Origin of the sequence: Shewanella submarina (assembly GCF_042646185.1) — a bacterium.
GTDB lineage: Bacteria > Pseudomonadota > Gammaproteobacteria > Enterobacterales > Shewanellaceae > Shewanella > Shewanella corallii.
The window spans coordinates 496895-520220 of the sequence record NZ_JBHRTD010000012.1 but is presented as its reverse complement, the minus strand read 5'-3'; the positions used below and the strand labels follow the sequence as shown (position 1 = coordinate 520220).

General features: G+C 50.6%; 12 protein-coding genes. 8 read left to right on the top strand and 4 right to left on the bottom strand.

Annotated features, from left to right (window positions below; genetic code table 11):
* Positions 1-83 precede the first annotated feature (83 nt).
* Positions 84-2216 carry a tetratricopeptide repeat protein gene (locus ACFOE0_RS11215; protein ID WP_248935946.1) on the bottom strand — a complete coding sequence of 711 codons (2133 nt, stop codon included), beginning with the start codon at positions 2214-2216 and terminating at the stop codon, positions 84-86.
* 393 nt (positions 2217-2609) lie between these two features.
* Between ACFOE0_RS11215 and ACFOE0_RS11210 the strand changes: the two genes are divergently transcribed.
* From ACFOE0_RS11210 to ACFOE0_RS11200, 3 genes are all read left to right on the top strand, one after another.
* Positions 2610-4400 carry a M61 family metallopeptidase gene (locus ACFOE0_RS11210; RefSeq protein WP_248935944.1) on the top strand — a complete coding sequence of 597 codons (1791 nt, stop codon included), beginning with the start codon at positions 2610-2612 and terminating at the stop codon, positions 4398-4400.
* 268 nt (positions 4401-4668) lie between these two features.
* Positions 4669-7923, top strand: a complete 3255-nt coding sequence (locus tag ACFOE0_RS11205) for a S41 family peptidase (protein ID WP_248935943.1) — start codon at positions 4669-4671, stop codon at positions 7921-7923.
* Positions 7924-8204: 281 nt separating this feature from the next.
* Positions 8205-9752 (top strand): S8 family serine peptidase, encoded by a 1548-nt coding sequence (locus ACFOE0_RS11200; protein WP_248935942.1) that lies wholly within the window; start codon positions 8205-8207, stop codon positions 9750-9752.
* Positions 9753-9807: 55 nt separating this feature from the next.
* Here the strand turns inward: ACFOE0_RS11200 and ACFOE0_RS11195 are convergent, their stop codons facing one another.
* Genes ACFOE0_RS11195 through ACFOE0_RS11185 form a run of 3 tightly spaced genes read right to left on the bottom strand, consistent with a single transcriptional unit; the run spans position 9808 to position 12058 of the window.
* A complete protein-coding gene (locus ACFOE0_RS11195) occupies positions 9808-10110 on the bottom strand; it encodes a DUF3325 domain-containing protein (protein ID WP_248935941.1) in 303 nt (100 codons plus the stop codon).
* Positions 10110-11753: a PepSY-associated TM helix domain-containing protein gene (locus ACFOE0_RS11190; RefSeq protein ID WP_248935939.1), complete on the bottom strand. Its 1644-nt coding sequence runs from the start codon at positions 11751-11753 to the stop codon at positions 10110-10112. The genes ACFOE0_RS11195 and ACFOE0_RS11190 overlap by 1 nt, the downstream gene beginning before the upstream one ends.
* Positions 11750-12058: a hypothetical protein gene (locus tag ACFOE0_RS11185; RefSeq protein ID WP_248935938.1), complete on the bottom strand. Its 309-nt coding sequence runs from the start codon at positions 12056-12058 to the stop codon at positions 11750-11752. The genes ACFOE0_RS11190 and ACFOE0_RS11185 overlap by 4 nt, the downstream gene beginning before the upstream one ends.
* Before the next feature lie 356 nt (positions 12059-12414).
* Here ACFOE0_RS11185 and ACFOE0_RS11180 point away from each other — a divergent pair, with 356 nt between their 5' ends.
* The 5 genes from ACFOE0_RS11180 (at position 12415) to ACFOE0_RS11160 (ending at position 23257) form a co-directional block, all read left to right on the top strand.
* On the top strand, positions 12415-16317 hold the full coding sequence (locus ACFOE0_RS11180; protein ID WP_248935937.1) for a PAS domain S-box protein: 3903 nt from the start codon (positions 12415-12417) through the stop codon (positions 16315-16317).
* Positions 16310-17302: an ATP-binding response regulator gene (locus ACFOE0_RS11175; protein WP_248935936.1), complete on the top strand. Its 993-nt coding sequence runs from the start codon at positions 16310-16312 to the stop codon at positions 17300-17302. Before ACFOE0_RS11180 ends, ACFOE0_RS11175 begins: the two co-directional genes overlap by 8 nt.
* Before the next feature lie 3 nt (positions 17303-17305).
* A complete protein-coding gene (locus tag ACFOE0_RS11170; protein WP_248935935.1) occupies positions 17306-18289 on the top strand; it encodes an HD domain-containing phosphohydrolase in 984 nt (327 codons plus the stop codon).
* 747 nt (positions 18290-19036) lie between these two features.
* Positions 19037-20089 carry a porin gene (locus ACFOE0_RS11165; RefSeq protein WP_248935934.1) on the top strand — a complete coding sequence of 351 codons (1053 nt, stop codon included), beginning with the start codon at positions 19037-19039 and terminating at the stop codon, positions 20087-20089.
* Between the two features lie 42 nt (positions 20090-20131).
* The gene (locus tag ACFOE0_RS11160) at positions 20132-23257 is read left to right on the top strand and encodes an ExeM/NucH family extracellular endonuclease (RefSeq protein WP_248935933.1); all 3126 of its coding nucleotides are present in this window, start codon (positions 20132-20134) and stop codon (positions 23255-23257) included.
* Positions 23258-23326: the final 69 nt, after the last annotated feature.

Here is a 23326-nt window from a genome sequence, read left to right as displayed (position 1 = left end):
ACTCCAGGTGGGGCTTCTTATCAGTATAATGTCAGTTGCCCATAAGGCTATGCGACCCCTGAAATTTACTGTATGAACTCAGATCAATCTTCATGACTGGCCGACTGACAAAACTCGGGCCACTGAATCGCCGTTTTATCACCACTGCAGCTGACGCGGATAAGTCCCCGTTGAATGCTCTTATCCAGCTTGAGATAGAGTGGATGAGCGAAGATGACCGAGGGGGCGAAGTCCAATGGGTACAGGCCTACAAATCTTGGGCTGCCATCAAAGGGCAGGCTACGGGCAGCACTGAGTGCCATCTGTGCGGTTTCAAATTGGATCTCCGGCTCTACCACGATTTCTTCGGTTTGCAACAGCGGCAGGGGAATGATTCCGGCGCTCAGTGATGGCAGTTGCAGCCGCTCACTGAGTTGTGCCACCAGGGCTTTGTCACTGGAGTGCCCTTCAACCAGGACCGCCATTAAGCCCGGCGTCAGCGCGAAACTGCGTATGCCGCTTATCTCTTCAATTGCCGACAGTTGATGACGGTATTCTGCGCAGGCCAGATGCTGGCCTTTTGCCAGCTCAGGATATACCTGCTCAGCCAGTTCAAGCAGTACCAGAGTGGCATGAGTATCCCTCAGCGCCAGAGCCTCCATCAGTGCCCGGCTGCCGGGGTGGTCAGTGTTACAGTCCTGCTTCAGCTCATTCATCAGCTTGGCTGTTTCTTGCTTGAGTTGACGACGGCTTTGATGCAGGTAGAGCAGGGAGATCAGTAACATTATCAGTACCACAGCACCACCAATTACAATCCGACTCTGCAGTCGCTGTTTTTCAGTCAGCTGATCAATTTTTATATCCCTGTTACTCAGAGCCAGTTTCAGCTGTTGCTGAGACAGCGCTCCATCTTCCGTGGCTGCGGGTTGTGGTTTGTTGCCTGGCAGTACTTTGAGTTCTATGACGGCCTTTTGGGTCTCAAAGGCTTTGTCCTTATCGCCAATTGCACTGTATGCCGCTGCTTGCAACATCATGGCGTCTATCTGCTCCGGCAGCAGCTTCTTGGCGTGGGCATAGCTACGACTTTCACTGGCATGGTAAAGGGCGCGTTCGACGTGTCCCGCATCCAGATTGACCTGTGCCAGCAGTGCTTCGTTGTACACCAGATAGTGGTTGAGCTGCTTTTCCCGGAAGAACTGGTTGGCACTGTCCAGATAGGTTAGGGCGTTGGCGTAGTCTGCCAGCTTGGAGTACGCCTCACCCAGATTGTGCATATTCAATGCCTGGCTGATGCGGTTGCCTTCCCGCACATCGATTTGGTGGGCATTAAGATAGTAATCGATAGCTTTATGCCAGTTCTCCTGTTCGCCATAGGTCATGGCTATTACTGTCATGGTGTTGGAGAGGTAAGGATAGTTGCCTGTGAACTCAAAGCCCTTCGCGGCTTCATGGGCATGACTCAGGGCATCCTTCCAGTGGCGCATATCCCTGTGCACCTTGGCCAGAGCGAAGTTCATCATTGCCAGCAGTTGCGGCTGCGGCTCCCGATTAGCCAGTTGCAGAGCCTGGGTAAAGTGTTCCAGCGCGCGAGCCTGATCACTGCGCTTGTTGTAATACCCTCCCAACGATGCCTCGGCGTGGGCTCGCAAATAGTTGTTGTTCAGCTTGATGGAGACTTCCTGCAGTTCTTTGAGGTGACTCAGTGCCGTAGCGTATTGGCGGATAAGCTGGTTAAGCGAGCCGAGATGGTCGTAGATAATATATTTCAGCACCAGGCCTTGCACGCCGGGTTCATGGCGAGCCAGATCCTGAGCCTGAGTGTAAAAGGCTATCGCTTTTTGATATTGGATTTTATTGCGCCCCTGCAAGCGGCCTTTGAGCATCAGAGTAACGGCTTGCTGGTAGCGGGAGTTGGCGTAGGTATCCAGCAAATTAAGCAGGGCATCATTGTCAGGATGGCGATCGCTGACATCTACTCCAGGCTCCATATTGAGTCGCAGGGTTAATTGAAGCTTATGGAACATCTCTGCCTGACTCAGACCCAGTTCCATGGCCAGGGTGCTGAGCTCGGCTTTGGATTCCTTGCCGGTAAGGTGGTGCAGATTGGTATTGACCTCACTGTATAGAAGTCTGGGGTTTTCACGGCTTCGGACTTCATCATTAATCAGATCTATCGCCACTGAGGGCAGGGAGACCAGCAGGAGTAGAGGAGCAAGCAGGAGTGCAGGGATTTTCATCTATTTGATTACCAGCCCAATCGCAGGCCATTAATTTGTATGTTTTTGTTCGTGTTGCTGAGTAGTGTCTAGGGCCTGTTGACCTTTCATGGTTGAATTTTGCTCGTGCTGGACGCGCTTTAATCGCGACGCAAGGTGTGCCGCCTAGGGGCCTAAGCAAATACCTTGCAACAAAGAGTAAAGCGCGTCTAGCCGAGCCCTTCGGGCAGCGTTTGTCGTCGCTTTCTACTGCATTAACGCTCATTTATGTAGAACAACTACACATCAATCGCGTTGCTTTGTATAAAACAACGACAAAAAGCTGCAAAAACCATCTTCAAAGGTCAACAGGCCCTAGCTGTTTGATATACTCGGCCAACTTTATTAAAAGAATGATAACAGAAGGAATTGCAAGTGAAACCCGGTTTGAGTGTGTTTTTTGCCCTGACGACAGCCGCGACCTTTCCGGTAGTTGCTGATATTGAATATGAAATTGACTTAACTTCTCCCGGGCATCAGCTGGCACAGGTGAGTATTAACTTTCCTGAAACCACAGGTGAGCTGACGGTAAACCTGCCTGTTTGGCGTACTGGAAAATATCAGGTTTTACCCCTGGCCGATGGCGTGCGCATGTTCGCTGCCACTGATGAAGATGGCAAGCCGCTGAGCTGGGAACGTGTGGCCAGTGGTGAGTGGAAAATTCATCTTCCTCAGGCCACTGAAGTGAATGTGAGCTACCAGATCCATGGTGATATGCTGGGCACCCGGGTTCGTCATATCGACAGCACCCATGCCTATCTGGATGCCAGTGGCGTCTTTATGTACAGCCCGCAATATCGTAATGACCCTTTGACTGTTGAATTGGATGTGCCAAGAGGTTGGAAGAGTCATTCAGGCATGGAGTCCGACGGCCGCCACGCCTTCAAAGCACCCAATTATGATGTGTTTCTGGATTCTCCCATTGAAACCGGTATTAACTACTTCCGTGAATTCTCCGCCGATGACAAAGATTATGAACTGGTGGTCTGGGGCGAGGGCAACTACGACCTTGAGCAGATGGAGCGTGACCTTAAAGCGTTAAGCGGTACCGCCTCGGTCATTTGGGACGACTACCCCTATGAGCGTTATGTCTATATGGTTCATGCTACCGGCGGTGAGCGTGGCGCGACTGAGCATTTGAACTCAACCATTATTCAACTGCCCCGCTTTAACTTCCGTGAGCGCGCCGATTACCTGAGATTTATCGCCACCGCATCTCACGAGTTTATTCATACCTGGAATGTCAAAGCCTACCGTCCTGAAGGTCTGGTGCCTTACGACTATCAGAATGAAAACATGACCAAGCTGTTGTGGTTGGCGGAAGGCTCAACCAGCTACTTCCAGTATCAGTTGCTGCTGCGTGCCGGTATTGCCAGCCCGAAAGAGTTCTTTGCCGATCTGGCCAAGCGAATCGACCGCAATATCAACAACCCGGGTCGTGAGCAGCAGTCAATCCGTGAAGCCAGTGAAACCGCCTGGATTGGCGGTGGTGGTGATTATGGCATCAACCACAGCGTTAATATCTACTCTGAGGGTTACCTGACGTCGCTGGCGCTGGACTTTGCGCTGCTGGAAGATACTCAGCTCAAGCACTCCTATCGGGATGTGCACCGCGCACTGTACCGCGACTTCAGACTGCCAAAGAGTTTCAACGTAGATGATGTAAAGGACATTTTGGCTGACCTTACCGGCAAGTCCTATGAGCCTTGGTGGCAGGCCAATATCGACAGCCCAATCTCGCTGGATTACACCTCACTGCTGGAGCAGGCGGGTCTGGTTCTCAGCTATGGCGACAACGACAAGGTGAAATCCAACCTGGGTGTTGCTTTGCGTTCAGGGTCGCTGGTGCTGTCCCATGTTAAGCGTGATGGCCCGGCCTGGAGCGCAGGTCTGCATGAAGGCGATGAGATCCTTGCTATTAATGATCTTAAAGTGACGGCTGGCGGTTTCGACAAGCGAATTGCTGACTTCAATGTCGGTGATGAGGTCAAGGTGACGGTATTCAGCAATGATCAACTGAAAACCTTCAAGGTTACTCTGGGCGAAGCGCCGGTAGGTAAGGCTCAGATCCGCGGTATTAAGGGAGCCAGCGAGCAGCAAAAGGACTTCCTCAAGGCATGGCTGGGTATTGAGTGGCCATTCGATGATGAAGGCAACTTCAAATAATCTCAGCAGCTAACCGCGCACAATAATAAGCAAAGGGCGAACCACTGGGTTCGCCCTTTTTGTTGCTGACAAATATGCAAACCTCGGTGTCCGCAATGGCAGAAGTGTCACACTCTTTTACATCAAAGGGGAGAAATGGGCTGTATGGTTAGCAATTGTTTGATAACTTGCTGCAAAACCAAAATAAAAACTTAGCCAAAATACAGCGCAAAGCCTGAGGCGGGGCACTGTGTTTCTGGCAAGACAATCATCAGGAAGTCACAACACTATGAAACTTAAACTCTGTAGCCTGGCCTGTTTGATGGCGTTGGGCACTTATGCCCAGGCCGCGCCCGCCAACGACAGTGACAGGGGCTATTTTCGCGCCCCTGCACTGCACGATAACACTCTGGTATTCACCGCCGAAGGCGATCTCTGGACTCAAAAACTGGGCCAGGAGCAGGCGTCCCGGCTGACCAGCCTGCCAGCACTGGAAACCGGTGCCGCTATTTCTGCCGATGGTCAATGGGTGGCATTTGAAGCCAACTATGATGGCACCACAGAAGCCTATGTTATTCCCTTGAAGGGCGGTCAGGCCAAACGGGTCAGCTTTGAAAACAGTCGCGTCAGGGTTCAGGGGTGGACACCAGATGGTCAGGTGTTGTACGCCACAGACAATGCGGCCGGTGCATCCAGCGCCTGGGTACTTCGCAGTGTATCTCCTGAGACCCTGATTACCCGGGATATCCCTCTGAGTGATGCTATTGAAGGCGTGGTTGACAGTAAAGGTGAGCAGGTTTTCTTCACTCGTTTTGGTCTGCAGGCCACCGGAGATAACACCCGGGTTTACCGTGGTGGGGCAATGGGACAACTATGGCGTTATCAGCTGGGCAGCGGCAAAGAAGCCTTACGTCTGGCTGCTGATCATCAAGGTTCACTGCGTCAGCCTATGCTGTGGCAGGACCGGCTTTACTTTATCTCCGATGCCAGTGGCGTAGAGAATATCTGGTCAATGGATGTGAATGGCGGTGATATTCGCCAGCACACCAGGCATAAAGATTTCGCCATTCGCGGTGCACGTATGAATGAAGGGCGAATTGCTTATCAGTTGGGTGCCGATGTACAGGTGTTTGATATCGCCTCGGGTAAAGACACTGTCGCCGAACTTAAGCTGACTTCAGATTACCCTTACCTGAGGGGCAATTGGGTCAACAATCCAATGGATTATATGACGGCAGCCAGCTTCAGCCATGATGGCGATAAGGCTGTGGTTACGGCCCGCAGCAAGGTGGTGATTGCAGGTAGCGATGGTTCCCGTGTGGTGGAGGTAGCGTCACCGGACAACAGCCGCCTGCGCAATGCCGTGCTGAGTAAGGATGGCAACTGGGTATACGCTATTTCAGATGCCAGTGGTGAGCAGGAAATCTGGCGTTTTGCCGCCGATGGCAGTGAAGGTGCCAAACAGCTGACTAAAGATGGTGCCAGCCTGCGCATGAATCTGCATTCATCTCCCGATGGTCGCTATATTGCCCACGATGATTATCAGGGCAATGTCTGGCTGCTGGATCTGAACAAGGGCAGCAACAAGCTGATTGTTAAAGATGGCGAGGGACTTGGCCCCTATGCCGACATCGTCTGGGGACCGGACAGTGGTGTGATTGCCCTGACCAAGTCTCATCTGGGACAGCAAAGACCACAAATTCTGCTCTATGGTGTCGACAGCGGCAAGAGTCAGTTCCTGACCTCTGACAAATATGAATCCTTCTCTCCGGCGTTCAGTCCCGATGGCCAGTGGCTCTATTTCCTGTCAAACCGTCACTTCAAGGCGACACCTTCCTCACCCTGGGGCGATCGCAATATGGGCCCGGTGTTTGACCGCCGTACCCAGGTGTTTGCACTGGCGCTGGATAAAGACGCCCGGTTCCCGTTCCAGAAACCCAATGAGCTGCTGACCGATGCTGCTGAAAAGGACGAGGGTGACGTCAAAGTTAAGGTGGATTGGCAAGGGCTGAATGAACGCCTGTGGCAAGTGCCACTGGCACCTGGTAATTACTCAAGCCTTTCTGTGCTGGATGGCAAGCTTTACCTGATGGATAGCCAGGGTGGCAAGCGCGCACTTAAAGTGGTGCCTGTTGAGGCTGGCAAAGCCAATGCCAAGGTGTTTGCCGAGGATATTGCTGGCTACCGTTTGTCAGCCGATGGTAAAAAACTGCTGCTTGGCAAACAGTCCAAGCCAACGGAACTGTTGATTGTGGATGCCGGTGATGCCATGCCGGGAGACCTGTCCAGTGCCAAAGTGAATACCTCTCAGTGGCAACTGCTGGTGGAACCTGAGCAGGAGTTCCAGCAGATGTTTGAAGATGCCTGGCTGATGCACAGAGAGCAGTTCTTCGACAAGAAGATGCGTGGCCTGGACTGGAACGCACTGAAAGATAAATATCAGCCGCTGGTAGACAGAGTGACTGACAGACATGAACTGAATGATGTGTTTGTTCAGATGATGGCGGAGCTGGACGCGCTGCACAGCCAGGTTCGCGGAGGGGAATTGCCCAAAGATCCCGAGCAACCCAAAGCTGCCAGCCTGGGGGCCCGCTTTAAGCAAACTTCTGATGGCGTCATTATTTCTCAGATCTATCGTCATGATGCTGAGTTGCCCGAGCAGGCCTCGCCTCTCGCCCGTCCCGGTGTGGATGCCAAAGAGGGAGACGAGTTGGTCGCCATCAATGGCAAGCCGGTAAACACAGTGGCAGATATCAACCGTTTACTGCGTAATCAAAGGGATGTGCAGGTACTGCTTGAACTGAAACGCAAAGGTAATCGCTTTAAAACCATTGTTGAGCCGGTTAACCCAGCAGTGGACGGCAAGCTCAGATATCTGGACTGGGTCAACAGTAACCGTGAAAAGGTCAATGAGGCCAGTAACGACGAGTTCGGTTATCTACACCTGTATGCCATGGGCGGCAATGATATCGCCAGCTTCGCCCGTGAGTTCTACACCAATTATGACAAACCGGGTCTGATTATTGATGTGCGCCGCAACCGCGGCGGTAATATCGATTCCTGGGTGATAGAGAAGCTGCTACGCCGGGCATGGGCGTTCTGGGCACCGACCCGTGGCACGCCCAACACCAATATGCAGCAGACCTTCCGCGGCCATCTGGTGGTGCTGACAGATCAGTTGACCTACTCAGACGGTGAAACTTTCTCCGCTGGTATTAAGGCACTGGAACTGGCTCCGCTGATCGGTAAGCAAACAGCCGGTGCCGGTGTTTGGTTGTCTGGTCGCAATTCGCTGACAGATAAAGGTATGGCCCGTGTTGCTGAGTATCCTCAATACGCTATGGATGGGCGCTGGGTGCTGGAAGGCCGGGGCGTCAGCCCTGACATTGAAGTGGAGAACCTGCCACATGCCACCTTTATGGGCGAAGATGCTCAGTTGGATAAAGCCATTGAGGTGCTTAAGCAAACGTTGAAGCAGGAGCCCATACCAGAACTGAAGCCTTTACCTATCTCAGGTCAGATGGCGGACGATATCAGTCGCTGAAGGGGACGTTAGAATGCGAAAGGCCGACAAATCTGTCGGCTTTTTTATTTTGGTTGAGTTGTTGTTCTGATTCATGGGTTTATTTTGGTGTGGAAATCTAAAGGTACAGGCGGGCACCAGTGTTTAATTCGAAAGTATAGCTTACGTCTTGTAGTATTAAGACTATTCGTGTTACGAATTGTTACACCTGTTTATCAGGTGTTAACAAAACTACAATATTAAAAAGTGGATATCTGCGGACAGGACTGGCAGATGCTGTGCCACTTATGAAGGAGATCAACATGCAATTTGGCATTAAACCTCTAACCCTGGCAGTCACTCTGGGAGTCTGCTGTGGTGCACAGGCCGCTGACACGGAACGCTATATCGTAAAATTCAAAGAGGGTAAAGGGCCTCAGGCCAAGGCTTTGCTCAAGAGCAAAGGCGGTAAGATGGAGCTGGATCTGAGCCGTCATGATGCAGCCGCATTTACCCTTCCTGCTCAGGCACTCAAAGGCCTGGCAAACAACCCGAACGTTGAATATATCGAGCGGGATGTAAAGCGTTATCCGCTGGCACAGACGGTTCCTTATGGCATTCCTATGGTTCAGGCTGACCAGTTAAGCGATGCAGCTACCTCAAACATGACGGTATGTATCATCGACTCTGGTTATGAGCTGGCCCACGAAGATCTGTCCGGTAATCAGGTATCCGGGACCAATGATCCTGGTACAGGCAACTGGTACACAGATGAAAACAGCCATGGTACTCACGTAGCGGGTACTATTGCTGCTCTGAACAATGATGTTGGTGTGGTTGGTGTTAACCCTAACGGCAACCTGAACCTGCACATCATTAAAGTATTTAATGCCGATGGTTGGGGATACTCTTCCAGTCTGGTAGCAGCTTTGGATGCTTGTGAACAGGCTGGCTCCAAGGTAATCAATATGAGTCTGGGTGGCAGTGTTAAAAGCCGTACCGAAGACAGAGCGTTTGCCGCTGCTGATGGCCGTGGCGTACTGAGTATCGCTGCTGCCGGTAACGATGGTAATACCCGTCACTCTTACCCTGCTTCATACAGCTCAGTGGTTTCAGTTGCCGCAATTGACAGCAATAAGCAGCATGCTTCGTTCTCTCAGCGTACCAGCCAGGTTGAATTGGCTGGTCCGGGTGTGGGTGTGCTCTCCTCTGTGCCAACCGGGACTGCTTTGGTTGCTTCCGCCAATGTCGCAGGAACAGGCTATGAAGCGATCGGCATGGAAGGTTCTCCAACCGGCAGTGCATCAGGCGCTCTGATGGATTGTGGTACCGGGGAAGCCCAGTGCAACGCGGCCGGTCAGGTATGTCTGATCCAGCGTGGTAATATCTCCTTCTCTGATAAGGTGCTGGCCTGTGAAAATGGCGGCGGTGTTGCAGCCATTATCTACAACAATGAGCCGGGCGCTTTGAACGGTACTTTGGGTGAAGTGGCTACCAGTATCCCTTCAGTTGGTGTCAGCGACACTGATGGTGCAGCCATGCTGGCCAATGTCGGTGGTAATGCATCGGTTGATATTGGCGCAGGTAACTACGCATACTTTGACGGCACTTCCATGGCAACACCTCATGTTGCCGGTGTAGCTGCTCTGGTGTGGAGTCACCATCCTCAGTGTTCCAACTCAGAAATCCGTAATATTCTTCGTGTAACTGCGGAAGACCTGGGTGATGCCGGTCGGGATGACCTCTATGGCTATGGTCTGGTTCAGGCCAAGAGTGCTGTGGACCATATTACTGCCAACGGCTGTGCCGGTGGTGGTGATGGCGGTGGTGATGGTGGCGGTAAGCCATGTAAGGGCAGAAACTGCCGTTAATTTATCCCTGTCACTGAAAAACCGGCCATTGGCCGGTTTTTTTATATCAATTTCCTTATCGACGTTTGGGCTTTTTGCGCTTTAGTTCATCTTTTAAGGTCAGTAACAGCGCAACCAACAGAGCTGTCATGGTCATATTGCCAAACCAGAGCAACAGCCCCAGCCCCCAGCTTTTGCTGGCGACACAAAGCCACAGGGACGCGCTAAGCAGCAGGCCTGCGGCTATCTTGAGCAGTTTGCCTGTATTGTCTGCCGGCGCGCGACCCAGGAGTTCGCGATAGGTGCTGAAGCTGCTCAGGGCGAATATGACGAAGGCGGACAGATTCAACGCTGTCAGGGGTAAGAGTATGGATACCATTAAACTTGCTCCTTAAATACCGTTGGGTTTTCAGCCGTCTTAACCTTGGCGGTTGTGCCTTTCACTTTGCTGCCGTTTTGGTTGCTGACCTTATTGGTGGCTTTGCGTTTGCTGTGGCTGGCCGCCAACAGCATCAGACCGCCGATCATCATTGCCAGCAGGTCAATCCAGGCGATAAACCACTGTCCTTTGATAATATTGGTGAGGAGGTTTTCCGAAGAGGTCAGGGCATTGAGCACAGGCACCCCCAGCCACATCAGGCCACCAGTTAGCAGTGCGCCACGCCAGTTAATCCGGCCGAGGAACGCCAGCAGTAAAGTGACGCCCAGCCCGGCAAAGAACAGATTGATCTCGGCATCATAACGACCGGCATAATCTGCGCTCAGCAGGCGGTTGGCCCACAGATAACTGGCTGCTGCAATTGGCAGACCGGCAATCACTCCCAGGTTCAGGCTTTCGGTGATATACAGTCCCAGTGACGGCCGGGCGCCTTGAGTAATCTGTTTTTGCTGTTTCTGACGCAGTTTCTTGCTCCACAGCAGGGTGCCTGAGGCGATCATCACGCACCCCAGTACACCACTCAGGAACAGGGCGAATCTCAGCGCTGGCTCAGCAAAGCGGCCGGCATGCAGGCCTATCATGGTGTCATAGGCTTTACCCATGCTGGATGGGGAATCACCGACTTTGCCAATGAATTCGCCAGAAGTACCCTGGTAAAGCAGTTGGTATTCATGATCTGCCACTCTTGAATCATTGCGCAGTACTACCTGGATCTGGCTGTTGGCATCCAGCGGATTCTGGATGCGTATGTCACGGATCGGTATGCCCTGAGCCTGTTCCAGAACACTGGGTAGTATGGTGCTGAGCGAGACCAGTTCGCCTGCAGTACCAGAGGGTTTAGCCGGGGTAGTTACAGGAGCAATCTCCTTTTGCAGGGCTTTGCGGTTGCCGTCATAGGTCGCTTCCATTGCCGATGGCATATACATAAACATCAGGGTGATCAAACCCGTGTAGATGATCATCAGATGGTAAGGCAGGGCCAATACGCTGGACAGAGTATGGCTGTCGAGCCAGGAACGGGGACCTTTTTTCAGACGCAGGGCGAAAAAGTCTTTGAATATGCGCTTGTGGATCACTATGCCTGTAATGATGGCCAGCAGCATAAACATGGTGGCAAAGCCTACCAGATATCGGGCCAGAGGTACTGGCAGATAGTGCAGATCAAAGTGCAGACGATAGAAGAAATGGCCACCCTTGGTGGCACGTACATCTGAGATCATCTCACCTTCGGTGGTCACAATATGCTCGCGGAATTTACCTCGACGTTCCCCCTCCTTTGGTGCATCCATCCACGCATAGCCTACGAATGGCAGACGATGAGTCGGCAGGCGCAGCATCCAGGTTTTGGCATCAGGGGCTGTGTTAGCAAGATATGTCTGGCCCTGATCCAGGGTTTGGGCAAGATTCAGATCCCGGTATTCCTGCAGCACATTGGTGTGCAGCTCAGGTTTCATCCAAAGGTTAATTTCGTATCGGTAGTAGCTCAGGGTACCGGCAAAGAAAATCAGCATCAGTAGCCAGCACACCAGCAACCCTGTCCAGGTGTGCAGCCAGGTCATGGTGCGGAAAAAGGACTCTTTCATTGTGCTGCCCCCACTCCCGCCAGACTGATCGCAATCAGGGTGGCAAGGAGTATCCAGACTCTGGCACCGGATTTGGCCGCAAAAGCATAGATAGCCAGCGATGCCCACAGGGCGAATGACAGCATCATAGCAAGCAAGGTGCTGTCGGCTGTGTTCATCGGCAGGATAAGTGCAAACAGGGCAGCGCAGCTTGCTGTGGCTAAATAGCCGCCGACAAGTGCAGCCAGAGTGCGGTTGATAACAGTAAAGGTGTGGCCATGTTTTTGGCGCAAAGATGTAAGAGAGATGGCCGACTGGGTGTGCATCTGATCCTGAGTCCCCGGGGATAAGTTGGCACACAGTTTAATTAAAGTTAACGCAATTGATAACTGTTTTTATTTGCATCTTTGTAAAGGAGTGCAAATTTGTCGGTGAGATCCCGTTTTCAGCTAGTGTTTCAGTCACTGGATTAAGTGAATTATCTCTGATTTCCCCTTCAGCAACGCTTCTTACAGACTACTGATACCCCTTTACAAACCGCGTTTCGATGAGAACCCGTTACCCGTGTGCTTTTCCTTATCATTCAATACCTCCAATCCCATGTGAAGATTCAAATTTATCCTATCCTTATATCTGTAGGGGATAAGTGTGCAAACGAATAGAAGGTTCCGGGATCAGATTGATGTCATTCAAAGCCAAGCTGAGCATGCTGCTGTTGGTCGTGGCAATTTTGCCCACGGCCTTTTTGTACTTCCAATATGATAAACACAGCCAGGCTGTCCAGCGCCATTTGCTGGGAGAGCTTCAGGCGGAGGCTGACACTATTGCTGCTTCCCTTACACGGTTTTTATCTCATAGATACTCAGATATACAGACGCTGGGCCTGAATTTAAATGGTCAGTATTACCCCTGGCCACTTCCTGAAGATGACAGATTATCGCTGGTTTATTACTTCAACGATCTGGTGCCCATGTATCGTGATTACCACAGGATATTTCTGTTGTCGCCTGAGGGCCGGCTGTTGGCATCCAGTGATATTTCACAGGATGGTTCATCTCTTGAATCTCTGCAGGTAGATGCATTCCACGTTTCTACCTCTCCCTGGTTCACTGCCGCCAAGGACATCTGGCATTACGGTAATGGCGCGGGCGCTGTGATGACTGGCCCCTCAATGAACCTGCTCGGGGTTGGCCATGGCGCAGACAACAAACAACAGTTCGATATATTGTTCGCCGTACCTGTAATGGATGACAGAGGCAACCTGACCGGGGTGTTGGTCAACCTGATGGATTTCCGGGTGATTGAACAGAGCCTCAGAGATTTGCAAATGCAGATGAGCCAGGAGCAACAAGACGATCACAGTTTGCTGTTGCTCAGCACCGAAGGGATTGTGCTGCTGGATACGGGCCGGGACATCCGACAAAGTACTGTCGGGGTGAACTGGCTGGAGCAAGGCGATTTGCGACAGCTTGTAAAAGGGGCGCAAAGCGGCGCAGGTGAGGCTCTGCTGCCCGGGCTTAATACCCATGGTCTATTTGGTTTTTCGCATCTTGGGACTATTGAGGGCGGTGCCGATATGGGATGGACCCTGATCAGCAACAGGCCCGCAGCGGATGACCCCCTGTTTATCGACGCCTTCTACCGGGATGTCCTCTGGGTACTGTTTTCAATCATCAGCCTGATGTTTATTGGCACTGTGGTACTGGGGCGCACTTTGTCCCGCAATATCAAGGTACTGTCCCGTGCTGTGCACTCCCTGTCTGATCTGGATAAAACAGTACAGCCTGATCTTTATGCCAAGACCGTCAGCAGAGAAGTGCAGGGCGTACTCGATTCGCTGGAAGTGTTGAGGCTGCAGCTGATCCATCAGAAAAACCTGGAAAACAAAAATGATGAGCAAAGCTTTCAGCTACTGCTCAAGGATGCGGCCATTGAAGCGGCTACCACGGGCATAGTGGTCGCTGACGCCCAGCAACAAGACATTCCCATAATCTACGCCAACAAAGCTTTTTACCGCACCACGGGCTACACAGAATCAGAGGTAATAGGCCGCAATTGCCGTTTTCTGCAGGGGGAGGACAGGGACCAACCTGCCATTAAAAAACTCAAAGATGCACTGGCCAAAGGGGAAGCTGCAGACGTCATTCTGCGCAACTATCGCAAAAATGGTGAGATGTTCTGGAATCGTCTCTATATATCTCCGGTACGAAATGAAGAGGAGCAGGTGACTCACTTTGTGGGGATAGAAACAGACGTCACCACCCTCAAAGCGTATGAGAAAAAAGTCAGAGAATTGAACCTTTATCTGGAGAAACGGGTGCAGTCACGCACCATGGAACTGCAGCAAGCTGAAAGCCAACTCAGAGCCACTTTCGATACCATGACAGATGCTCTGGTGGTGGTGGATGAGGCGGGCATTATTCAGCAGGCAAACCGCACCACCACAGCGATTTTTGGCTATAAAACTGAGGAGTTGCTGGGGCGGGATCTGGCAATACTTTTGGCGAAGGTAGATACCATAGGTGATGTAGAACATTGGTTCAGCGGCCTGCTGGTGGGAACCACCAAAAAGATGGGTGCACTGGCTGAATCCTCCGGGATCAGCAAGATGGGTAAGGTGTTCCCTATCGAGCTCTCGGTGACGGGGATGAGAATCGCCAATCAGCGGGAATACACAGTGGTGATGCGTGACATCAGTGAACGTAAGGCCAATGAAGTCAGGCTTCGCAATGCCAGGGATGAAGCGGAACAGGCAAACAGAATCAAGTCGGAGTTTCTTGGCAACATGAGTCACGAGCTCAGAACACCAATGAATGCGGTTATTGGCATGACTGATCTGGTATTGGATTCTGATCTTAACCGGGAGCAGCGCCACCACCTGTCTATTGTGTCCAAGTCTGCTCATTCACTCTTGTCTCTGTTGAATGAAATCCTTGATCTGACCAAGCTTGAACGCGGCTCTATGGAGATTGAGCTGCTGACCTTTGAAATGCGTCAGGCTGTTCAGGCGGCTATCTCCATGGTCGAGTTACAGGCTAAAAAGAAAGGTCTGGCAATGAGCTGTGAAATGTCATCATCTGTCTCCAATCTGGTCGTGGGAGACCCCGCGCGTCTGCGTCAGGTGCTGATTAATCTGGTAGGCAATGCCATCAAGTTTACCGAAGAGGGAGAGGTGACGGTAAAGGTCATGGCAGAGCCGGGCAAACAGGATTACCTGCACTTTGTGGTGGAAGATACCGGCATAGGTATCGAAGAGTCCCGTATCGAACAGATATTCAAACCTTTTGTGCAGTCTGATGGGTCTATCTCCCGTCGCTATGGTGGTACCGGTCTGGGGACAACCATTTCGAGGCAGTTGGTGGAGAAAATGGGGGGCGAAATCTGGGTTGAAAGTGAACTTGGTAAGGGGTCTAAATTCCACTTTACCCTGTATTTGCCTCCGGCAGATGAGGATGCTGTCAGCGATTATCAAGCTCAAACAGAGGTGATGCACTACCAAAGTAAGCGTCCTCTTAAAGTGCTGTTGGCGGAGGATGTGGCTGTTAATGCTGAGCTTATCCAAACCCGGCTGGGTCGTGAGGGACACCAGATAGTGTGGGCAGAGGACGGGGCGTTGGCGGTTGAGGCTTACGAAGAGGAACAGGGCAAGTTTGACCTGGTGTTTATGGATATTCATATGCCCAATATGAATGGCTATCAGGCAGCCGAGGCAATTCGCACATACAATGAAAGATATGGAGTGAACACTCCGGTGATTGCATTGACCGCCAGTGGCATGGGCCAGGATATGGAAAAGTGTCGTGAGGCGGGAATGGACGGCTTCGTGATTAAACCTGTGGACTTTATGTTACTGCGGGCTGAAATGGCCAGGTTACTGCCGGGTGATTTTGAGAAAGCAGACCCTGTTTCGGGCATCACTGAAGTCGAAGGGATAGAACACTCTGAATCTACCCCTTCACCACTGGACAGTTTGCGGAATCTGGTGGACATCGAAGGCGCACTGGAAAACTGGGGCGATGAAGCCCTGTATACCAAGATGGTCAGGCAATTCCCAGAGCAGTGGACTCACTTCTGCCGGGATTTGGCTGAGATGGTGCAAAAGCATCAGCTGGAAGAGGCTCACAGTGCAGTGCATAAGCTGCGGGGGGTATCTGGTGGTCTGGGGATGACAGGGGTTTTCCATGCTGCTCAGGATCTGGAAACCGCTGTCAGAGCTAATGAGCAGGAAGCAAAAATTCTGGGGCTTAACAGTGAACTTGATGATCATCTGAGTGAGCTGATGCTGGTCATTGATGCCATGCCAGTGGGAAGCAGTCAGCAAATGTTGGATGAAGCATTGGTGACCACCTACAGCCTGGATGAAGTGATGGAAAATATGCTGTCACTCAGGGAGATGCTTGAGCGGGGAATGCCTGATGATGAGCAGTTGGAGCAAGTGCTCAGCGGATTGAAAGGGATAACGGCGGATGCCGAAATAAGCCTGTTGGCAGAGTCAGTGGATGACTTCGATTTTGAGGGGGCAATCGGGATCATAGATCGCATTGCGGTAGGCTTGAGTGAGACTGCGGAAGGCATGCATGGATAAAAAAGCACGAATACTCGCCGTTGACGATGAACTGGCCAACTTGAAGCTGCTGAAGAGCATATTGGGCCACAGTGACTATGATGTGGCTTTTGCCGTGAATGGCAAAGATGCCGTTAAGCGTTTGGAAACAGAAGTATATGATATCGTTCTGCTGGATATCATGATGCCGGATATGGATGGTTACCGTGTACTGGACAGGCTGAGGAAGTGGGACAGGATCTGGCGAACCCGGGTAATAGTCTTGTCTGCACTGGATGATGTCGAAGACAAGCTCAGAGCCTTTGAACTTGGCGCTGTTGACTATGTGACCAAACCTTTCAATAAAAATGAGCTGCTGTCCCGTATCGAGGCGAGACTCTCCCAACCCACTATGCTGGAAACCGTAGGCGTTTCTATCAAGATGCTCACTATGGAGTTGGGACACATTAAGGAGGCTACCCAGAGTCTGACCAAGGCTCCTCAGGACACAGCCAAGCTCTTGAGCGCAGCTGAGCGTCGTATCAGCCAGTTGTTACTTTATTATCATCTGAAAAAAATCGATTTACGCCTGAATGCGGTGATGTTGAAGCGTTATTTCGACGCCCTCTGTCAGGAAGTCCATCCAACTTACAACGTCGATGTTCATTTTAAAGCCAAGCAGGACCTCAGCATTGCCGGGGATACCAACTTGCTGGAGAAGATGTTCAGGGCTGTATTTGCGTTCACCGCGACCAGGCGGGAGAGCAATGAGCTGGTGGTTGAAGTGTTCGTGCAGGCTGATATGGCGTTGATGACACTGACTGATATGGGAGAGGAGATTCCTTCCAGCCAAATTCAAGCTCTGTTTGACCCGCTTGAAATTGATGAGTCTGGTGATTTCGCCCATAACCTGGCATTGGCCAATGCTGCAGTGATTGCCGATAAGCATGGCGGAAGTATCAGTTGTGTTTCCAAAGCGCTGGAAACTGTGGTGACAGTTAAACTGCCCAGAAGACACGGGGGATAAGATATGTCGAGTCTTATCTTGGTGGTAGATGATATTCCAACCAATTTGACACTCTGCAAAAAGATTCTCAGCCAGGCTGGTTATCGCACCTGTTTTGCCCAATCCGGCCATGAGGCTTTGGAGCGTACCAAAGCTGAAAGTCCTGACCTTATTCTGTTGGATGTGATGATGCCGGGAATGGATGGATACGAAGTTTGCCGCATCCTGAAAAATGATGTACAGACCCGGCATATTCCTGTGGTCTTCCTTACTGCTCTGGAGGATGAAAGTGATGAAACCGAAGGCTTTGCTGTCGGTGCTGTCGATTATATCCTGAAACCCATTTCAGCCCCCCGATTGCTGGCCCGGGTTCGTAATCAGTTGTCGCTGGTGAGAATGGAGTTACTGGAGAAAACTCAGAGACTGATAGTGGAGAAGCTGGGACGGGCGGCTGAATATAAGGATAATGAGACAGGCTTTCATGTTATCCGGATGAGCCATTACTCCCGTATTCTGGCGTTGGCGTTGGGCCTGCCTGAATGCCAGGCTGATCTGCTGTTCCATGCTGCTCCCATGCATGATGTGGGCAAGATTGGCACCCCAGACTATATCTTGTTGAAACAGGACAAACTCAGTCCCGAAGAGTGGGAAATCATGAAGCAACACCCGGCCATCGGCGCGGATATTATTGGCGACCATCCTATCCCACTGCTGCAGTCCGCCCGTGAAATCGCTTTGACTCACCATGAAAAATGGGATGGCAGTGGCTATCCACATGGACTGAAGGGGGAAGAGATCCCTCTGTTCGGCCGGATCGTTGCGATAGCGGATGTCTTTGATGCGCTGGCCAGCAGACGCCCTTACAAAGAGGGCTGGTCTTTGGATGATACCTGCAAGAGGTTGAAAGATGATGCCGGCACTCATTTTGACCCTGAGCTGGTCGAAGTATTTCTGCGCCCGGATACTTTAGCGAAAGTTAAAGCCATTTATGCCCAGTGGCCAGATTAATAATGTGAAGTACATTTTTAAATCTGGCATTAAAGAGGCTTCTAAAACACATTTTCATTCGCTGTTTATTTATTGCTCACTGCTTGATTGGTTTGGGTGAAATTTAACCTTTTTATTGCTTAAGTAAATATCTTTAAATATTTTAAGTCGATCACAAACGCATCTGTTTTGAGCGGTTATACAGCTTCTTCACTGTTCTTAAAATGTTTCTGTTAATTCTGGTTTGATATTTATTCTATTGCAAATCAATATCTTGATGTAAAACATTGTGGTTTTTTAAATGTGAGAGGATAAGAGGTTTATTTATTACTTAAATGTGTTTTTGTGGTAATTAAGGTTGCGCTTGTGTTGCCAGCATTGTTCTGTTGTCTATAATCGTTGGTGAAGGTGGTGTCACAATAACCCCTTCTTTATGCAGTGATTAGAATTAATGTTGAATGCTTGTTATTGACCACTGAGGTCGTCGTAGGGAATCAAGACGAGTGGATTACAAGCCCTTAATACGCGCATGCGTATTGATTACTTGTCCACATTTTATTGTCGCAAAATTGGGCGTTAAGCCTTTATGCCTGTGGACACAATGTATGAGTTATCTACCAGCCATTAGTATTTCACTCGCTGAGTTTCCTTTGCGGGCTCGTTTCCTTGCGCGACTAATTCCTAACGAAATAAACCGCTTTATCAATCTATCTGAACCCTACATTCGTCCGTTTGGTCGAATTTTCAACTTATATGGAAGTAGTAGCAATGCTGAGAAAAACAACTATTGCATTAGCACTGTCGTCTTCGTTTCTTCCCTGTCTTGTACAGGCGGCAACAATCTACGACAAGGATAATGGTGACTATTTAAATCTCTATGGTGAGGTAGGTGTTGGTGGCCATATTGGTACCAATAGTGATTACAACCATGATGAATTTTATGACACTAAATCATATGTAGACGACAGCTTTGCAACCCTTGGGATCGCGGGCCAGGAATCCAAATTTCTGTATCGACTGGAACTGGATTACCAAAGAGAGAACTGGTTGGGGGGCAGCGGTGAGTTTGCGTTGGATATCGACAAACTATACGTGGGATATGCCATTACAGAAAACCAGTGGATTGAGCTGGGTTTAACCGATACAGCTTTTGATGACTATGACCACTATGGTGATTTCACTTTTAACAAGGCTGTCGAAACCGGAGAAGCTGGCGATCAGGAAAACACCATCAAATACCAAGGTGAGTTCGAGTACATCAGAGTAGGTGCATCTTATTCCTACGAGGGCGAGCATAAGAACGGTACTTTTCAGGGAGATATCGTTAATGCTTACGCCGGTGTATTCACCGATATCTTCTCCTTTGTCGTGGGCCTGGAAGGTCGCGGAGGTTCAGACGGTATCAGCAAATATGGTGAGCAGCAGCTGCTTGGCCTTGGCGCCCGTCTGAAAGTGCTTCCCGATCTGCAAATTGGATTTAACGGCTTTATCGAAGATGAAGATATGGCGACTCACCGCTCCGGTGATACCTACATGGAATATGAAACTTTCCGCAACTATGGCGCCACCTTGTCAGCTAAATATGACTGGAACGAAGCTCTGGAGGTTATTGCGTCAGCCAACTACGAAGAGTACGAAAACTGGGATATTGAAAGCCCCAACTATGACTATGAAGAACTGCCTCCTGTGTTTGGCAAGGAGAGAACCTGGGGCAGTCTGGGCTTTAACTACCGTCCCGGCCAGAACATCGTTTTGTCAGTTGAAGGTCGGGTAGGCGAAGCGCCGGAAGCCGCCTATGCATACGTCCGTATGTACTTCTAATTCCCGGATAATCCATTTATCAAAATACAGGTAGTGTTTGATATGAAGAAAAGTATTTTATCCCTGGCGGTTGCCAGTATTGTTTCCGCAGGCGCCCATGCCGGTGTACAGGATCTGCTGATCACTGAAATGGTCCAAAAAGAGGGGGATGCCGGTATTGGTTCTGTAGAGATCACCAATACCCATGCCACTGAAGATTTTACCTTTACTGATGAAACCCGCGCGGTGATCCACAGTAACGGAAAATATGACAACGACATGAAAAAGGCTGATGGCAGCCTGTTGTTGACCGGAGTAACAATTCCTGCCGGTAAGTCTCTGGTGCTACTGAATAAGGGCGCATCAGATAGTTATAAAGATGAGATTACCAAGGCTGGCGGCATTCCTATGGTAGGTGAGGGTAACGGAAGCTACTCTGACATCTACTTCAGTGGTAATGATGGCTTTGTACTTGAGCATAACGGTACCGTGATTGACCGTGTTGGTGCTAAAGGGGACGGCGGTGTCTGGGCGGCAGACAGTACGCTGCGTCGTCGTGTTAATGACCTGGGAGAAGCCCCTGAGCAAGCCAAAGATTTTGACCCTGTTCAGTGGCTGGAGCTCAATCCGGCAGATCTGGGGGGCATGGGTTCTCCAGAGTTGGCGCCTAAAGCTGAGATCTTTGTTTGTGAGAATCTGACCAACATCTCTGTTATTCAGGGCGATGGCCATGTTTCTCCATTAAAAGGTGAAACTGTGGTGGTGCAGGGTGTTGTGACGGCTGTGGCCAAATACCCAACTCAGGGCTTCTATATGCGGGATCTGTTGTCAGACGGAAATCCGCTGACTTCTGATGGTATTTTCGTCTACACCAAAGGCGACACCGTAGGGCTGAAGGGCAAGACAGTCTGTCTGCAGAGTGAGGTTAAGGAGTTTTATGGTTTAACCCAGCTCTCTCCAACCTCCTGGGAAATTACAGACGAAAACTATACAGCCACCGATGCTGTCGATATTGAAGTACTTGAGTCTGACCAGGGAGTGTTTGCCAATACGCTGGAGCGCTACGAAGGCATGTTGGTGCGTTTGCCTGAAGATATGGACTTTCAGCAGGAAGGCAAGCAGGATATGCGGGTCACCAAGACCTTTGGCTTCAACTACGACAGTTTCCGTAACAATATGACCCTGTCTTACCTGCGCCCCAACTTCCAGCCTAACCAGCTGAATGTTGCAGGTAGTCCAGAATCTATTGCTGCACGCGAGCAGAATGATGATTACCGCCTGATCATTGAAAGTGCTGAAAAGGCACCGAATGGTAAAATTCCCTACTATCCAAACTTCTACAGTGAACCTGAGCGTAATTACATCCGCATTGATGACAGCGTTGTTGGTATGGAAGGTGTGATCAACTACAGCTATGGTGATTACTCCCTGACGGTTACCAACACCTTAAGCAGTCAGAATTTTGTTCACAACCTCAAGCGGACCGATGCACCAGAACTGTCAACTGAAGTGCCGAAAGATCACTTTGATATCACGGTGGCAGCTCAGAACCTGTTCAACTACTTCAACTCACCTTTTGGTGGCGATCAGAACAACTTTGGCCAAAACCGCGGTGCTGACAACTATGAAGAGTACGTTCAGCAGAAAACCAAGTTGGTTGAGGCGATTCGTGGACTGGACGCAGATATCCTGGGCCTGATGGAGATGGAGAATAACGGCTTTGGTCTGGACAGTGCCATTGCCGATTTGGTGAACGAAGTTAACACCTTCTACAACAGTGAATGGCCTGAGGACTATGACAAGCCATACTCCACAGAGAATCGCTATGTATTTGTAGGCTTTGATCACAATGGTAACCAGATCCTCGATGAGTTGGATTCCATTGGGTCAGATGCGATTGCCACAGGTATTATCTATCGTCCGAGTAAGGTCAGCATCGAGCGTACCCGGGTTATTGCTATGCCACAGCAGAAGGCCCCGAGTATCGTTAACGACTTCAATGAAGTGATTAAAGATGATCGCGGCGAAGCGCTGGAGAATGGTCAAAACTACAACCGTGATGCGCTTGTCGTAACCTTTATCGTGAACGGCACAGGCAAGCGCCTGTCGATGGCGGTGAACCACTTCAAGTCCAAAGGTTCAACCTGCTGGGAAGACTGGCAGGGTGTAGAGTTTGGTGATGCCACGGTCTGGGAAGATGACCCTGAAGATTTGGATGCTCAGGGCTCATGTGAACATTTCCGTGTTGCAGCGGCTTATCACCTGGGTAAAGAGATGGAAAAGCTGCCTGGCGACAAGATCATCCTGGGTGACCTAAACTCCTATGCTCAGGAAGACGCCATGCTGGTGTTGACCGATAACCCAAGAAACAAGACGCTGACCACCGCCAGCTACACCTATATCGACAAGAAGCCTCAGTTCAATACCGATGGGTCTCCGGTCAATATCACCAAGAGTTATGGCTACATAGACTCAGTGGCGCTCAAGAGTGCAGAGCGTGGCGAAACAGCATGGAGTTACTCATACAACGATGAAGTAGGCTCTCTGGATTATATTCTTATCTCCCCATCCTTGTCTGACCGCTTGCTTGATGCAACTGATTGGCACATCAATGCACCGGAATCAGCTCTGTACGACTACAACCAAGAGTATAAAGGCGATTCGGTGGATCATTTCTATCAGCCAGATCAGTTCCGCTCCTCCGACCATGATCCGGCCATTATCTCCCTGAGCTATAAACCGGGTGAATCTGATCCGGGTAAAGAGCTGCGCTTGCCACTTTGGGACAAGCTGATGACGGCCCCTTATCAAATCCCTGAGTCTGTCGAAGTGATGGCTGGCGATATTGCCCATATCAATTTGACTCCTGAGGATGATGAAGAGCGTCTGGATCTGACCCAGTTGGTATTACCGAGCGTGGTGATTAAGCAGGACGGTCAGCAGCTGGTGCAATTTGAGGTATTCGGTGCACCGGAAGCGGCCTATTACGCCGATTTCTCGCTGCGTCGCAATGGCGAAGTCGTGCCTGGCTCAGAGCAGTCTGTGCTGGTGGAAGTTAAGAAGCGCGACACCCTGGTGCCTTCTTTGGTGACAGAGCCACACGATAGTACAGGTGGTGCCACAGGCCTGTTCGGTCTGTTGACCCTGCTGGGTTTGACCGGTCTGCGCCGTCGTTGGTTCAAGGCTTAATTGTTTGTTGCCTCCGCTGGTTGTCGCCAGCGGAGGCATGACGTCGAATCAAAATAAAGTCTTAAGGAT